Annotated in this window: 3 protein-coding genes; all 3 read right to left on the reverse strand. The window is 51.7% G+C overall.

Annotated features, from left to right (window positions below; all coding sequences use genetic code 11):
• Window positions 1–95: 95 nt before the first annotated feature.
• The 3 genes from J4E05_RS23190 to J4E05_RS23200 are packed head-to-tail and all read right to left on the reverse strand — an operon-like array spanning window position 96 to window position 16,585.
• A complete protein-coding gene (locus J4E05_RS23190; protein ID WP_349600693.1) occupies window positions 96–869 on the reverse strand; it encodes a SapC family protein in 774 nt (257 codons plus the stop codon).
• Between the two features lie 47 nt (window positions 870–916).
• The gene (locus J4E05_RS23195) at window positions 917–14,860 is read right to left on the reverse strand and encodes a filamentous hemagglutinin N-terminal domain-containing protein (RefSeq protein WP_349600696.1); all 13,944 of its coding nucleotides are present in this window, start codon (window positions 14,858–14,860) and stop codon (window positions 917–919) included.
• A 15-nt stretch (window positions 14,861–14,875) separates the two neighbouring features.
• Window positions 14,876–16,585, reverse strand: a complete 1,710-nt coding sequence (locus J4E05_RS23200; protein ID WP_349600699.1) for a ShlB/FhaC/HecB family hemolysin secretion/activation protein — start codon at window positions 16,583–16,585, stop codon at window positions 14,876–14,878.
• Between the last annotated feature and the right edge of the window lie 584 nt (window positions 16,586–17,169).

Raw genomic sequence — 17,169 nt, forward strand, 5'->3', positions numbered from 1 at the left:
CAGTTCCTGATTAACAGGTTCGCCAAAAGCAAAGCCTCCGAACCGTAAAACGGTCGGAGGCTTTCTCATCAACGGCCAATATTGGCGCTATGAGATCAGTTGGCAACCTTCATGGCTGCACGTTCAACCAGGGTTGACCAGTTGCCATTGGAAATGAAATGGCAATAAACCAGATGCACCCAGCCGCGTTTGCGCCATGCCAGGAAGGTTTCATCGTCCAGTTCATTAAATTTGGCTTCATCGATCACTTTGAAACCCGACAGGCTCAGCTTGCGGCCATCGGCCAGTGTAGCATCAGCACGGTTTTCCACCAGCAACCCGGCTTCGGTGACAGCCTTCAGAAACTCGGCTGTGGCCGCATAATGCGCCTGGTAATCGCGGCAAAAATCAAGCGCACTTTGTGTCATTTTTGACGGTTCACCATCAACAAAGAACGGATTTTCCGTGCCTTCGACAACAGTTTTTGCGTCTTCGTCCACACACAGGGTGTACTGGCTTTTTTCTTCGTTCTCAAAAAAGATGAACGGATAACGACGGATATAGGCCGGAACATAGGTGCCCGGCGTCCAGTTGCCTTTATCGTCAACCATCAGGTTTTCCGATGCCCGCAAACCCAGCAATGCCACCATCTGGGGCTGCGCGCCATCGGTAAACAGGATCGGATAATGCTTGCACACCATCGGCAGTTCGGTTGCCACAACCGGCACTGAATTGGTGGTCGCTGCAAACGAAAAATCCGACGTTGGTGTCAACGACATGCTGCCATGACGCTCGGCCAGAACAGCGCGCGGCTTGCTATAAAACAGTGGCAGGTTTGCGCCCGCTGTTTCGGTTTTTGTCGCACCGTTCGTTTTGCTTTGCTTAGCCAAGGTATTCCTCACATTTCAGGTTAGTATTATGTAATGCCCGATATGACTTATTGGTCGTTCGACTGGATCAGATCGGTATCATCTGACTGACCACCAATCACACCAGGCTGATCACCACCCTCGGTCGTTGTACCGGTGGCCCCATCGCCAGTCGCCGTTCCGCCACTCGATGCAGCCCCGTTGCCACCTGCAATCCCGCCCGAACCTGACGGCGGTGTAACCACAACGCCTGCTCCGGTCGAACCACTAACCGGTGTTGTAATCACGGTCGGGCTTGGTGCCACTGACAGATTTGTTGGCGCGGTCCCGACATTCAATACCGTCGGAGCGGCAAAGGCACCCACAACATTCGGCGTAATGCCCGTACTTGTGGTGTTCAGATTGAACAGCGCATCAACCTGCGGAGTGCTTGGCGGCTTGGGCAATGGTGTTGTTTTGGTTGCTGCGGGCGGCAAATCGCGGTTCCGCCAGAAAGCATCGTTGATGTAATACGGCGCAAACTTTAACGGGCCGATTTCGTAGGAGGCATCAAAACCGGTAATGCCCCCAATGGTTCCGTAAAGATTGGCCGTACGTGCCGTCGCAACATTAAGCGATTTTACATCAATTTTCTGGTCGCTAGTGCCTTCTTTGGACCCGATACGAATATCACCCGTTCCCGATGTCATGACCAGATTGGTATTTTTGCCAATCAAACCCGCAATCGTAATGTCATCGCCACTACGAATGGTGACATTGCCCGACGGCAGCGTCGCAATAACACCCGAAATCGATTGCGGCTTAACCGCAATTTCATCCAGAGGATCGGTGTCATCAACCAGTTTCAGGGTCCCAAGTTTAATCGGGCCGTTGCTGGCCGTGATATTGGCTGGCAACAGAAGCTTAAGGCCCCCGGTATAAACAAGACCGTCAATGACCGAAATATTCGCCGTGCGGGCAAATTCGGTCACCCCGTTTTCGCCTGCATTGATGGTCAGCATTCCCAAAGCATTGGTATTGCCAAGGGCGTAATCAAAGTGAGTGGTGGTATTCCCGCCATTCAGGTTTAACTTCAGCGTCAGATCCGCATGTGCAACGCTGTTCACTGTTCCCTTAAGGGACAAAGTACCATCTTGCGTCTTGATTGTGGTGTCGTCGTCAATCCAGGATGCCCCGGTAACGGTGAAATCACTGCCAACCTGATAGGTCCCGTTCAGGGTCGTAACACCGGTATAATCCTGTGCATTTGCGGTTGTCACGTCATGGACAGAAATCGTGCTGCCCGAAACGGTCATGTTATTTACGTTGGTCGCAGCACCAGCAATAGAAACTGCCCCCGTCCCGGCTTTCATAACCACAATGTCACTGCCGCCATCAAGGGTGCCTGTCAGAGTGATATTCCCGTTGGCTGCACTGGTATCAAACGTGGTGGTCTGGGTTTCCGGTAACCCGAATGTCACGATTTGGGCCGCCAAAGAAGCAGCACCATCAATCTGGATGGAGCCTGCCGTCAGGTTATTGAGAATACGGGTCGCCCCGGTATAGGACTGCGCCCCTTTGGTGGTGACAGCATTTACCGTAATATTGGGTGCTGTCAGTGCCAGAGTCGAACCCTGAGCATTATCGGCGTAAGCGCCATTAAACTCGATCGCCGAAGCGGCATTGACAGTTAACTGAGAGCCATTCCCAGTAATCGTTCCTAAGAAACGCACCAATCCGCCTTCGTTGTCGTTCAGTGCCTTGATGCTTGAAGCACCGGCTTTAAGATATGCGTCACCATCAATTTTAATATCGCCGATTTCACTTTCAATCGAGCTCGGCAAGGCAATACGACGACCACCATTCTGTTTGAAGTCTTCATAAACATTGACATTGGCAGCCGAGGCAAACACGATCTGACCATCCGTTGGCGCGTCATTCTGACTGCTCGTCGAGGTCAGAACAATGCTGTTCAACAAACGGGTTCCGCCAAGCGCGCCATTGAAATTGATCGTGCCATAACCGGAATTGATTTCCAGACCCTGATAGTTTTGCCCGTCACTGTCGACGGCACCGTCAAAGGTCACATTACTGTTGTTTGACGATGTATTTACCGTTGTTGAGGTTCCCAGCAAGGTCGCACCCGCAACCTTGAAGTCACCGCCGGAGATATAAGTGCCCCCTCCCAGCGTGGTCGTGCCGGTATAGGTCTGTGTGCCTGAAGTGGTCACATTACCGACCGTTATATTACCACCGGTAAGGGCGATCTGGGAAATGTGCGAGGTGGCCGAACCGACCCCAACGTCTCCGGCCCCGGCATTAACCGTAAGCGCCGTCCCCGTCTGGTCATCTTTGCCCGTGACACTGCCCGTGATTTTGACATCGCCGCCATTGGTGGATGCCAGCGTCATGGTATTTGCGCCAAGAATGGCATTTCCGTTAATGGAAATGGCCGATGCAGTCAGGTTACCATTCAGGGTCGTGGTGCCGGTATAGCTCTGACTGCCACCTGTCGTCAGGGCGTCAGTCGAAATATTGGCTGCTGTGACCTCAAGGCTGGCAACCGTATTGCCACCATTCAAGGCGTTGCTTAGGGCCACATCGCCGCCAATAACAGTAACGACAAGTTTCCTGCTCTCATTATTTGGCCCGTCTTCGAGCCAGACATGATGAAGGTCCACATCAAGGCTTGATGTGCCCGTTACGTAAATGTCGCCATCATGCGTTTCAAGATGGCCAGTTGAGCTGTTGGCCTTGTAACTGGTGTAAATATTGCCCGTACCGGTTACCGTGGCGTTCAGTGTATTTACATCCGTGGAGAAGCTTTGTTCTTCGGTGCCGATCCCGGTAAAACTGGTAAGGGTTAACACGTTGGCCGTTACCACCGACTGGTCACCATCAAATTTGATCGCACCCTGCGTTGCCGTAAGCGCCACAGTGCCGGTCTGCCCGGAATTGATCGTACCAACCGTCACATCACCAGTAGTTGCCGTAATACGTGCAGTGTGGTTCTCGCCATTCGTCGTAATGGTTGCACCGGATACGCCGACATCGTTGGTCAGGGACACGTCATTATAGGCAGACAGATTAGCCTTGGTCAGCGCGCCGGTGTTGCTCACAACCAGCGCCGAGTTGGTATCACCTTCAAGAAGCTGCACATCCAATGCCTTGGCGGTACTGTTCAAAGTGGTCGTGCCACCTTGTGAACCGCTATAGATTTGAATGCCGCTGGCCCCTGTCGCTTCAAGGGTCAATTTACGCGGGTCAACATTGGTCGAGACAATATCTTTAACGCCATTCAGATATATGGCCGTCGCCGAAACCGTATCTGCCAGCGTCAATGTACCAGAAGTTGACAGCATCAGTTTGTCCAGGGTTCTGCCGGTAACGGCATCCCCCCAGGTAATATCCCCTTGGGAATAAACCATAACAGATGTCATCGCCTGGCCGTTTATCTTGTCCAGGCTCAGCGTGTCAGTTCCGCCGTTACGGATGGCAATAACAGAACCATCACTCCCCGTTGTTGCCTCAAGGTTTTTGATAATAACCTGCAATGGCTTACGAACAGAATTATCGCCGCTCTCACCGTCTTCCCAGGTAAGGGCACCCACGTTGTTTTTGGCATCCAGCGACAGGGTCCCTGCCATGATAACCGTCGAATTATCGCTGCGTGCGTTCAGGATCGAACCATTGGTTGCTTTTAGTTTAACCGTTGATGTCGATGGTTGCGTATCGGTGTCAAACGAGGTGGCCCCGGCCAGAACAGAGTTAACCGAGATGTCGCCATCAGCTGCCGTCACATCAATGGTTTCGCCATCTTTCTTTGCGACAACGTTGGTCAGTGTCACAGCGTTGGTTGCCGAAAACAACAGCGAACCATCATCCAGCGACAAGGCATTCTGGCTTGTCCCCAGCGTGACACCCGCAGCATTATTGTCATCAATATACACATCACCAGCGGCAATATTACCGATGATTTGAGAAACCGTGGTCGACAAGTGGCGCTCGGTTGTGCCGACGCCTGTACCGGCATTAACCTCAAGCGAGGAACCCACGATGCGGGTTGCATCAATGGCGTCGTCAACCACACTGCCATTCGTTGAAGTCAACGTGATCTGACCGTCGGACGACGAGCCTTTGGCATTAATATTGCCCAGGATCAGATCGCCACCAGAGCCCGCTGTCGAAATGGTGATGTTCCCTGCCGTTGAAGCACTTCCTGCACCCGAAACCGCATTGGCAACCAGGATGGTGGCCCCCTGCGATCCCTTGATCGAAATATTACCACCATTTGTCGACACAGACGAAAAGGTGCCATCAACTTCAGAACGCAGGTAAACACCGGCTTGGGCATTTGTTGCCGATACCAGCACGCGCTGACCACTGGCGGCAATGGCATTGTCAGCCGTCCCTACGCCATTCGCGCCCGTCAGACGCACCTCAAACGCGCCAAGGGCACTGCTGGCATTCCCGGCATAAATCGCGCCATTTTGTGCTGTCAGGTTAATCTTGCCGTTATTGGCACCCGCAACCACACCGTTCGAGCCATTACTATCGCCAATGGTGATGTTACCCGATTTTGCCAAAACGATAATATCGTTCCCAACCGCATCCTGGCCCACAGACAAATCGGTCAGGGCAATATTGCCGTTCGACACGATGTCAATTGCACCATTGGCTGTCTTCGCCACAAGTTTGTTCGACATACCGTTCTGGGCATTCAGGTAAATACTGCCTGTACCGGTCACATCTGCGGTGAATTCCCCTGCACCACTTCCCGACAATTGCAGGCGCGATGTATTCGACCCGATACCGTCCGATGCCGAAAGCGAAATATTACCGCTATTTAAGGAGAGTGTCGCGCCCACACCGGTATAGATATGGCCATTCGATGCCGTCAATGTCAGGTTTTTACCAGAGCCATAAGACAATGCATCGACGGTCAGATCGCCAGACGAAATCGTAACGCTTAGATCGCCCGACGTCGTAATATTGCTCAAGGCCAGGGCCGAAGCATTGGTGACATTAATGCCACCACTTTGCGACGATGCCTCCAGCGTTTTGGTATCGATTTTAAGGGACGTTCCAGACGAACCAATCGCGGCAGCACTGCCCTGAGCGGTCAGTTTGACGGATCCCGCCGTAATCAGGGAACTGCCATTTACCGCCGTAATATCCCCATAGTACCTGGTATCTTCCGGTTCAAGATCATCCCGATTACGATAAGAAGCCGACAGATTTACAGACCCGTTTTCACCAGTATTGATGGTTCCAATTTTTAACGCTTCGATTGATTTATAAGTAAAATCAAGCCCGGTGGTGTCGGTTATATCTAGGGTAGTGTCATAATCATCAACGTCGACGCCCCATGATGTCAGGTTAATTGCCGTTATCGAAACTCTGCCCGAACTATGATACTTGTTATCTTTATCGTTGCTACGATCAATCGAAAGACTGGACAGGTCACTGGTTGACTCAACATAGATGTTGCCAGGAGCGCGTAAATCCAAAGCAGTCGCCGTTGTTTTCACAGCGGTACTGTTCGTCCCGATACTTTCGCTGGTCGCTGAAATGACCAGTTTACCAGCCGTAATCAACGTATCAGAACTTGCCTCCACTGCACCATGACCAGACGTCAGGCTGACAGTTGCCGTGCCAGCGTCAATGTCCCCGGTTGTAAGTGTCCGTGTGGAACTTTCGCTGGTTCCCGCCGACAAGGTAACGTCAGAAGTCGCCGAAACACTGGTCACCGTTAACCCGTAGGTTTCCGCAATGTTGACAGAACCGGTTGCACCCCGACCATTGGTGGTCGCCGAAATTTCCTTTAACGTGGTTGTTCCGTTTCCGCTGGCAATTGTTTGAATCGCGCTAACATTCCCAATGGAACCTGCGGCGATCAACGTTACATTACCCGCATACGACAACTTTCCACTCAGGATCGATCCGCCAGCGTTGTTCAGATAAAAATCCTGACCATTCAATGAAACGCTCTCACCAAGGGCAATATCACCTGTCGTGTTCACCACTTTGGCAGTGCCACTACCAACCCTCAACGAGTCAAAATTAGCCCGTCCCAAAAGGCCGATATCCGTGCCACCACCAGCATAAACAGAGAGTTCACCACCTGTAATATGGATCGTCTTGCCATCAGTTCCGACCGATCCGCCAGAGGAAGACAGATCTACAATCGCTGCATTTATGGTCGTCTCGCTGTCATTGTCGCCGTAGAGACTACCACCACTACTATTTGAGACATTGACCTCGCCAATCCCGTCAAGATCAATATCCTGGATTGTCATGTCACCATCGGCCGAAAGCGTCAGGGTTAAGCCTGTATTATCGTCAATCGCACTGTATTCAGTACCATTTGCAGAAGAAACCTGACCGGAAACAAGTGTGTGATTCTCTTCCGCCCCGACGATACGAATTGTTGCATCTGTGTCGCCATGCGTTGCAATGGCAAGACTGCTCAGCAACCGGTCATTTGTAAGATAAATATCACTGGCGGTATTAGTGCTCAGGTTTGCGACCGACAGATTAAGCGGGGTTGCGTCGCTTCCCAACACGGCGGCGCCTTCGGTATTAAACGTCGCAGTACCCGCTGTAATATGGTTGTCGATATCGGCACCAGTAATATTGGCCGGGCTGGTAAGTGTAACAGAACCACTTAACCCCGCATCAATTGTACCAATGACCTGTGCGCGCTTGGTATTAAGATTAAAGATCAGCCCTGCGTCCGCATCCTTAACCTGGTTAACATTCGTAGTGCCGTTATCCGTAACATCAAAGGTCAAACCAGAGGACGTCAAAATATAAACAGGCGCATCCCCGCCGGTTGCCTGATCCGACGTCAAAGACAGCGATGCAAGATGAATTTGGTTATCAACATAAACATTCGCATGGGTATTCAGCGTCAGGTCTTTGGTTGTGGTTTTAATACGGTTCTGATCACCAGCTGTTCCAATCGAACCTTTGGAAGTCAGACTGATATTACGAGCAGAGAGTGAACTGCCATCTGCCGAGAAAATTGTATCGGCAGAAATGCTATTCCCGGAACCAGTTGCCGTTATGCTGAGAGAATTGGCTGCTCCTGCATTCAATTCGCCAACATAAACACTGCGGTCACTGGAAAAATCGAAATTAATGCCAGTATCATCCATCAGCTTGGTAACATCCAGAGCCGAGCCGATATCCTGGATATTCAATGTCAGGCCATGAGCCCGGATATCATATGAGTTTACGTTGCTATCTTTGTGGTTGGCCGTCAAATTAAGAGCAAACAGATCGGATGCATTAGTGAGGTAGATCTTGCTGCCACCTTCGATTGTCAGATTCCTGGCATTCGTTGTAACAGCATTGCCAAACACGCCAATATTACCATTTGCCACTTGCAAATAAACATCTCTGGCTGAAATGTTGTTGGTGCCGGCAATACCGGTCAAGTTACCGTTGGTAACTTCCAGATTAATCGAACCATCATCGCTCGTGACCGACAGATCGGAAACTGCCAAATCCCCGGAATTCGACAGCATCACCGAGCTTTTAACGCTGCCCGACAGTTTATTTACATCGACCGTAAAATAGCCCGACGAAGACCGACCGACATTCCCGCCATTCAACGTCAGCTGGTCAGCTGTAATCACGGCATTGCCCGTTTCCGCTCTGATAGAGCTTTCCCCGGCATTCAGGGTAAATTTGCCGCTCCCGACATCGACCTTGGTAACTGTAACCGTTTTTGCCGCCGTAATTTCAAGCTCAAGCCCGGATTGGGTAATATTGCCAATCTCAAGCCCCTTGTTACCGGAGTAATTATCGGTCACGCCAGAAAAAGTCAGGCCTGTACTGGAGATAGAATAGGTGATGTTTCTCGAGCTGTCAGTTTGATCGACATTGGCCCGATCTACATCCAGCTTAAGGCTGTCGAGCGTCGTATTATTGGTAACATTGACGTTATAGCTGGAATTAATTGACAGGTTTTGGGTCGTGGTCGTCGCCGAAACAGACTCATAAGAATTCAGCGTAACGCTTCCGGCCGTAATCGACGTGGCAGAAATGGATCCATGCTCGTTTTGCCCCGATGCCTGGCCTGTCGTGGTCAGAGAAACAGAACCGGTAGAAGACGTACCCGCATCAATCGTTGACGCAGCAATCTGGCGGTCCATGGACAGGGCAAAATTCATCACCCCGGATGACGTCATTCCTAACGCCACTTCTGTACCATTGTCCGTCAACGTAAACGTTGTTCCGGAAATATTGGTAAAACTGTAAGTTTGTTTTGTCGCTTTGTTACTATCAACATGCGCAAGATCAAGGTTCAACCCCGTCAGTGCCGTGTTGCTGTTATCGATATAGATGCTACCCTTTGAGGTAATCGATAAATCACTGGTCGAAAGAACCAGCGCCTGATTGGCGTTGCCAATGGCACCATAGGTTTTATTCGACGCACCGGTTTTAAGTACCACCTTCCCGGCTTCAATTTTGGTGTCACTTCCCGACTGACTAATATTGCTATACTGGCCGGTACCGGTTGTTTCCAACGACACCGTTCCATCAGCAAAAACATCGCTAACAACAATATTTTTTGCCGTTGTCAGACTGAAATCGGTGATTGAATGACCCAGACTTCCAACACCAAGACGTAGATCCTCGCCCTCATCGGTAAGAGTAACGAGGGAGCCTGCGCCAAAGTCAAAAACCTTGGTCGAACCGGTCGAGGCATTGGTGCTTGTCACCGCCAGATGCGTCAGCTCCTGTGTACTGGAAACCCGAACATCGCCGCCCGCAGAAACCGACAGCTTCGCTGCATCAAGATCAATGGCATTGCCATCGGCACCAATATCGCCACTGGAGCCTGCGGTCAGACTGACACTGCCTGCTGTAACTTTAGTGTTGGTATGATCACCGTCATCGAAAATGGAACCCGATGTTTTAATATCAGCCTTGCCAGAGCCAAGGGCCACCTGGCCCAATACAACATCGTTAACCGCCGTGAAGGAGAAATCCAGCGCTGAACCGCCAGTAACATTACCAACAGTAAGAACCGAATTTGCAGAAGAAATAGCAACACTTTGCCCGTTAGCACCAACTGTTGCACCATCCGCGAGTGTCGATTTGGCTTCAACCGACAGGTTGGTCAGCGTGTTCGACGACGTAAAGGAAATACCGTTAGCCGCGGTCAGGGCCACATCGGTTGCAGTCGATGAAATGTTGGTAATGCTACCTGACTGCGCGACAAGAGCAACCTTGTCAGCCGAGATCACGCCCTGATCTTGCGTATCGTCAATGATCGAGCCGCTTTTCGCCGTCAAATTGAGCGTGCCATTGCCATCCGCGACAGAAATACCCTGCACGGTTAAATCGCCATTGCTGAGCGTATATGACGCAGTATCCCCATCGGCCTGCAGCGTAATAGTTGCCGCACGCGAGCCTGATGTCAGGATCAGTCCACCGGCCTGAAGATCAAGTTGCGCCGCAGATACAGTAAAGACATTGCTGTAATCACCGTCGCTATCGCGGCCAATGTCGCCCGATGTAATAACGGTAGCAGCAGCCGTACCGGCATTAATCGAACCGCTATTTGTGCCAAGAAGGGAACCGTCTTCTACGGTCAGGGTAAGGTTGTGATCATTGGTCTTAACCTGCCCCGCCAAAATGACATCGCCATGGTTGGCGGTCAGAACAATATCACCTGCGGCGTTAAGCGACTTAACAGACAGGGCCCCGACATAGTTAGACGAACCAGTCGGGTTCCTGACATCAATATAAATCCCGCCATCAGCGGCTCCTGCCGTAAGGGATTCAGCCATCAATGACAAATGGTCATTGCTTTCGCCGATATTCTTGTCGGCAGAAAGTGTGATGGTGTTTGCAAGCACGCTTGTCGTGCTGCTGCCGTCGTCTTTAATGGCACCTTTGGACCGCAGTGTAATCGAATTACTGGTGCTATAGCTGACATCAAGCGCCCCGACCGACAGATCAGCATCGGTGCCAAAGTCAAACGTCAGGCCAGACAGATCAAACACTTTGTCCAGGTGGTATCCCGTCTCAAGGCTGTGCGTCAGCGCAAATTCAAGTCCCTGTGCTTCAATCTTATAATTATTTGCGTGCTCGGAATCGGCATTACCAAGTGTCAGCGAGAATGTATCAAGGTCCGAGATATCGCGGAAATAAACGTCCGACCCGGCGTTCAAGGTAACGTCATCAGCGATCACTTCGACAGAAGCACTACTGGTACCAATAGCTTTTTGTGCGGAAAGCGACAATTTGCCACTGGTGACAATACGGGTATTTGCATTGCCATCATCGGCGATGTTGCCACCTGCCGTCAGGGATACTGACGCATTGGCCGTGCCAATCTGGCCAACAACAAGATTGCTGTCGGTCTCAAAGGAAACCGTCTCAAGGTTCGCACTTGTGAGTTTGTTCAGCGATACCGAGGTTGCATCATCCGATACAGCAAATGCCAAATGATCCGATGTCAGTGAGATTACGTTCGCAGACTGGTTCTGATCATGAGCATTTTTGATAACAAGGCTGGTCAGTGTTGAATTGATATTCTGGATATAAATGTTGCCCGTATTATCAATATCAAGCGCGGTCACATAGGTATAAAGGGCATGTTCCGACGATCCAATGGCACCGTTTGCTGCCAGCTTCAACGTCGTTCCCTTGACACTGTTTCCGTCCAGCGCCACGACGGCGCCGCCCGCTGCATTCAGGGAAACGGCAGCGGTGCTGTCAATTTTCGCAATTGTCAGATCGCCCGACTGATTACTGATCGTAATTGATGAGGTACCCGCAGCCGTCTGGACATTCCTGACCGTCAAAGCATCGGTTTCAGCAATAACAAGATTTGCACTTTCGCCCGGCGTCGTAACATCGACGGTATTAACGGTAGTTTTCAGACTATTAGTTGAATTATTAGACGCAGATGCCAAAACAGTAGCCGAAACCACCAGATCGTCGCCCTTTAGATCATCGGCATTAACATAACCGTTGGTCAGCGTAAGGGTAACGTCACCCTCGGCGCCGGCATCCAGCGCATCAATATCAAGGAATGCAGCCGTCCCCGAGGTTGCGGCAGAATCAACCACAATTGCAATATTACCCGAATTGCCACTGCTTGGGCCATCATAGGTATCGTGCCCGATATCATTGATTTTGGTGCTGGTATGAGTGGTCAGCCCGATCTCGCCATTTGCGGCCTGAACCTTCGTGAAAGTCACCGTGCCACTTGTCGCTGTCGCGTCAAGATAGATATTATTTGCAGCGAATAAACTAAGTTCACGGGCGTTGGTGGAAAGTGCCCGCCCGGATTTCCCTAGGCTGCCGTTGTCGCCCGCGCCCGCCAGCAAAGTCAGCTTTGCGGCATCGATAAAAGTTGAATCATCACCGTCATCAATAACATCGTTGCCAAGCGACCCTATCCCAATCTCACCCGCGCCAACCGAAACATGTCCAAGTGTTATCCTATATGTCGAAGCCACAAGGGACGTAAACTCGGCCCCGCCGCCTGCGACAAAATTGACAACAGAAAGGCCGCTATCGTCCGCATCATTGTTATAAATACGAATACCGCCCGTTTCGGTGGTCGCATTCAAGGTGCTGATATCTGTCGCAAGAGCCTGATTGTCGCCCGAGACGCCCGTAATGCCATCACGCGCGGCAATGGTCAAAGCACTGGCCGTAACTTTGCCACCTTCTGCGCCGGTCACCGACCCCTTATTCACAGTCAGTGAAACATCACCTGTACCAACACTAACTGTACCAAGGGTCAGACTTTTTTCACCGCTAAAGGTGAAATTCAGACTGGGGGTGTGGGTTAAAATTGTGTTCAGAACATAGGCATCAGCGGTATCGGTCAGATCAAAAGACTGGAAGCCTTGACTTGTTGTAAGCTGATAGGTCTGGGTATCGGTTGACAACAAATGATCGAGCGAAAGATTAAGCGATTTCAAGGGCGTGGAAACGTTGACGAAGAAACTTCCCCCCGCGTTGATTTCAAGATCATCAACCCTCACGCTAATGGCGTTACCAGATGCGCCAATATTGCCCGTCCCCGTCGACAATTTCGCTGACTTACCCGACAGAGATGACGCAGTGATCGATCCGGCAATCGACGTAAGGGTTATGTTGCCACTAGTTGTTTGACCAGTAGCATAAAGCCCACCTTTAAGCTGAATATCGCGGGCAGCCAGCACCGTGATATTCCCGCCAGCAGATACGGGCCCCGGGTTACCCTCACCATTTGAAAAAAGCTGACCAATATTGGTAATGGACGCACCCGGCGATGTTGCCTGCAACACAATGTCACCGCCCTGGGTGACAATTTTGTAGCTCGCGTCAGAAAACGTAATGCCACCCAGCCCGGTTGATCGCAGAGTAAAGCTGTGCCCGCTGGTCGTTTGCAAACTGAGGTCGGTACTGACCGTAATCAGACCGGTTGATTCAAGAACAATGTTAGTCGTTCCGGCAATTCCTTCAAGAACACCGGCAGATATTGTGTTCGCCCCGTTGTTATCGTCATTCTCTGCAACAGTGCCGTCGCCAGCCACGCCATCCAGACTACCACCTGCCCCGGCAACAATCGTCAGGCTATCAGGGTCAAGCAGGAAAGTCCCGATATCACCATTAAGGGCTGTCAAATCAACCGTGCCGGTCAGTTTGACACCCTTGTGGCTCGACACCTCGGCAAAGCCGCCATTACCGCCCGTAGCCCCGCCCTTTGCCGAAATACTACCGGCAAAGTTCGTCAGAGTTTCAGACAAAACCGTGATAGTGCCACCGTCACCGCTGGTGATTGCATCCGCTTTCAGGCTGGCTGTTTTCGCAATGCTGACCGTGTTGGACCACGCGCCCGTGCCCCGGCCTTTGGCGCCGTCGCCTTCGCTGCCAATCGCCACAAGGCCACCGCCTGCGTCGCCCGAGGCGTCCATGCTGGCGCCGCTGGCAACCGCAATTTTTTCACCGGTGGCGACAATGCTGCCGCCGGTTTCGCCGCTATCATCGCCGGCCGCCTTGATGCTGCCGCTGGCGACAACGGTGCCGTTGTCGCCACCAGACAGAATAATCCTGCCATTGGCACTTGAAACACTGTTGGCCTGGATCACACCGCTGGTGTTAATCACGTTATCAATAACGTCCTTGACCGCACGCGCAGAAATCGACACCACGCCGCCATCGGCGATGATCGAACCACTATTGCTGACCAGCGCGTCAACCGGATTGCCATCTGTCCCAACCGGGGCTGAATCGACGTCCGATCCCACACCAAAACTAAGCAGCCCGTCGCCATGGAAATCGAGCGAAAAGGTTTTCGCCCCGCCAAGAGCGACCTTGCCCAGGCGCGCATGAATCACACCCGCGTTTTGCACATTCGGCGCCACAAGAGCGGCCAAACCGGCATCGCGAATGCTGATATCCCCGGCATTGACGATGCTGGCCGACGGATTGGCCGACGCAATGTCAAAATTGTAATTACCGCTCATGAAGTCGGCGTCGCGGATATTGGCTGTGGTGGCAACAAGCCCCCCCACATCGACACGCGATCCCTTGCCAAACACCACCCCGTTGGGGTTGACCAGCATCACCGTGCCATTGGCGGTAATGGTGCCAAAAATAGCCGAAGGATCATTACCGACCACGCGGTTCAAAATCACACTGCTGGAGCCGGGCTGCTGGAAATTGACCGTATTGCCACTGCCAACGTTAAAGCTTTGCCAGTTTACAATCGCCGAGTTCGACCCCTGCACCACATTGAGCGTATCAGAAGACGGCTGCGCAATGCTGACATCCCCGCCCACAACCGTTCCGCCCTGAGGCAAAGCCGACTGGGCCTGTGCCGGATGGGCCGTTGCATAAAAGAACGAACCCAACGCAGTTGCACCGGCCAGAATGTTAAACGGCGTCAGCCCTTTACCCGAACGCTTGCGCGCGGGGGCCAGAGCCTCACCCGTTGCGCGCACCGCAGATGACCGGCTGTGGGCTGATTTCAAAGGACGACGTGACGGATTGGAAAAGCTGTTCTTGCTCATGAATTTGACCCGCACTTAAAATTTGGCTGAAATGGTGAAGAAAGCTTGGGGCTTGGCGGAGGAATCCGCCGTCGGTTTTCGAAACCCCTTGGCCACTTCTGCCGATGCATAAAGATTTTCCAGAACATTCACCCGGATACCGCCGCCAAAGGACGACGCGCTGGTGCGTTCATGGGACACATTGTCGTCGATATCCCAAACCTGCCCGCTATCAACAAAGCTGTAAAACTGGACACCGTTAGGAAATATTTCAGGAAGATCGGGCGAATACCGCACTTCAAGCGATGTCGCCCAGCCGTCGTCACCCGAGAATTCGTTGCTGTCAAAACCACGGCCATAGTTGGCCCCGCCCAACGCCATTTCCTCGCTCGCCAGCAAAGGATTAACCGCATATTGCCCGGTTGCGGTCAAAAGCATGCTGACCCGGTCTGTTACCTGTTGCACACGGGTTAAATCGACGGTCGCCTTGGTAAAGGAGCCCCCGGCATCAGCGCGTGACCCCAGCGGGTCATCCTTGTCGGTTGCATTAAACACATCCAGCCCGCGATGCACGGTGGCCCGCACGGCGGTAATACCCTGGAAACTGTCGGTTAAGTCATAACTGATCCCGGCGCGCGCAATATGCAGGCGGTCCTGGTTAAATTCATTATCAAGAATATCTGTATCAATCGCGCGATATTCATATTCACCCGAAATACGCAAATTCTGTAACCGCGAACGGATCAGCGGATAGGTGGCAATCGCACGTTCGGCCATCACCACACTGTTGACTTCCAGGGCTTCAAGTTCTTTCCCCGGACGTGAACGGCCATAGCTGGAACTAAACCCCAGCATCAGGCCATCTTCGGAATACAGGCCCTGATAATTGGCGCTGAGCGACCAAGACCGTTCAATCGGTGAGGAAAGCTGGGTCTGAATCGCCAGTTGGTCGGCATGGGTACCAAAGGAATTGAACTGCACCGCAGCCAACCCCTCGGCATTCCCCGAATAAGGCGAATTGCGATTGTCGGCCGACAGTGTCGCCGTACGGGCAACACGATCCGCCTCGACCAGCATTTCCGAACCGCCAGGCGCGGTTTCTGATGGTTTCAAGGTGGCGCGCACGGTCATTCCAGCCAGATCATTGGCCAAAAGCAGGCGCCGTTCCATTTCATCAACCGTCACCGGAGTTTTGCCAATCAAGGGTGCGAGCAATCGTTTCACCGCCTCGCTAACCGGGCCGACATCTTCCTGCACGACGATGTCGGAAATAAAACCTTCAACAACACGGATTTTGAAATCGCCATTGGTGACTTCCTGGGGGGGGACCACCACGCGCGAAATGACATAACCGGCATTACGATATTTAAGTTCGATATTGGCCGCGATCTGAAAGGCATCCGCCACAGTGATGGTTTGCCCCATCCTGTCCTGGTAAAGCGGTGCCAGTTCTTCGGGTGTAAAGGCCGTGGCACCTTCAATTTCAAAGGAATGCAAAACAAAGCTGGCTTTTTCCGCCCCGGCCGGAACTTCAACTGCTGACGCACCCGGCACCGAAATGCTGCCTGTCGTATCTGAAGGCTTCGGCAGGTCCGGCCTGGCAAGATCACGCCCCGCCTCTGCCCCCGACGGTAGCTGCGAGGGTACGGTTTGGGCCGAAACTTCGGAAACCATACCCAATACGAATAACGCACATGTGGCGGCTACCGCACTTTGGCGGCACAGGACCAGGCTATTTTTTCTCACGCGATTCCCCCAAGAACCCAAGTAGTTGGCCAAAAGCGATGCTTTTCGCCTAATGTAACCCCAAAACCTTTTACGGCATTTCGCTGTTGTATTCTCCGAAATGGCTAAGCCAATGCAGAGCAACATACATACTATCATATAGGTATAAACTGGCTATACCCTCTATAAGAGAGTCAGTACATTTTTTTTACGTGCGAGTAACCCGACAAATTCGCCACATACTTGAGTCTATGGTCAAACCTATAAGATCAAATGTTTTTTGTTTAAATATTGAATTAATTTCCCTAATTTTCGCCCAAAATTTGCCCATACTCAAACTCTTGCGCCGTAACACTTTTGGATAGTTTTACTCATTTTACATGTGAATTTGAAGATCACGTCTCGTTATGGACAGTCTCTGAAAACGACGGCAAATCGATGGTTTCATTTGCGAATTGATCGCAAAATTTTTCTTCTTCAATATTAATGCCGCCTCGAATCAGCGCCGTCCAAAAGCTTAATCAAAATAAATCGGGTAATTTTTCCCGGCGAATCGATAATGGTGATGTCCGTCAAACACCGAACAGTTTCGACCAGTAAATTGA

This window comes from Thalassospira sp. NFXS8 (genome assembly GCF_040148805.1).
Lineage (GTDB): Bacteria > Pseudomonadota > Alphaproteobacteria > Rhodospirillales > Thalassospiraceae > Thalassospira.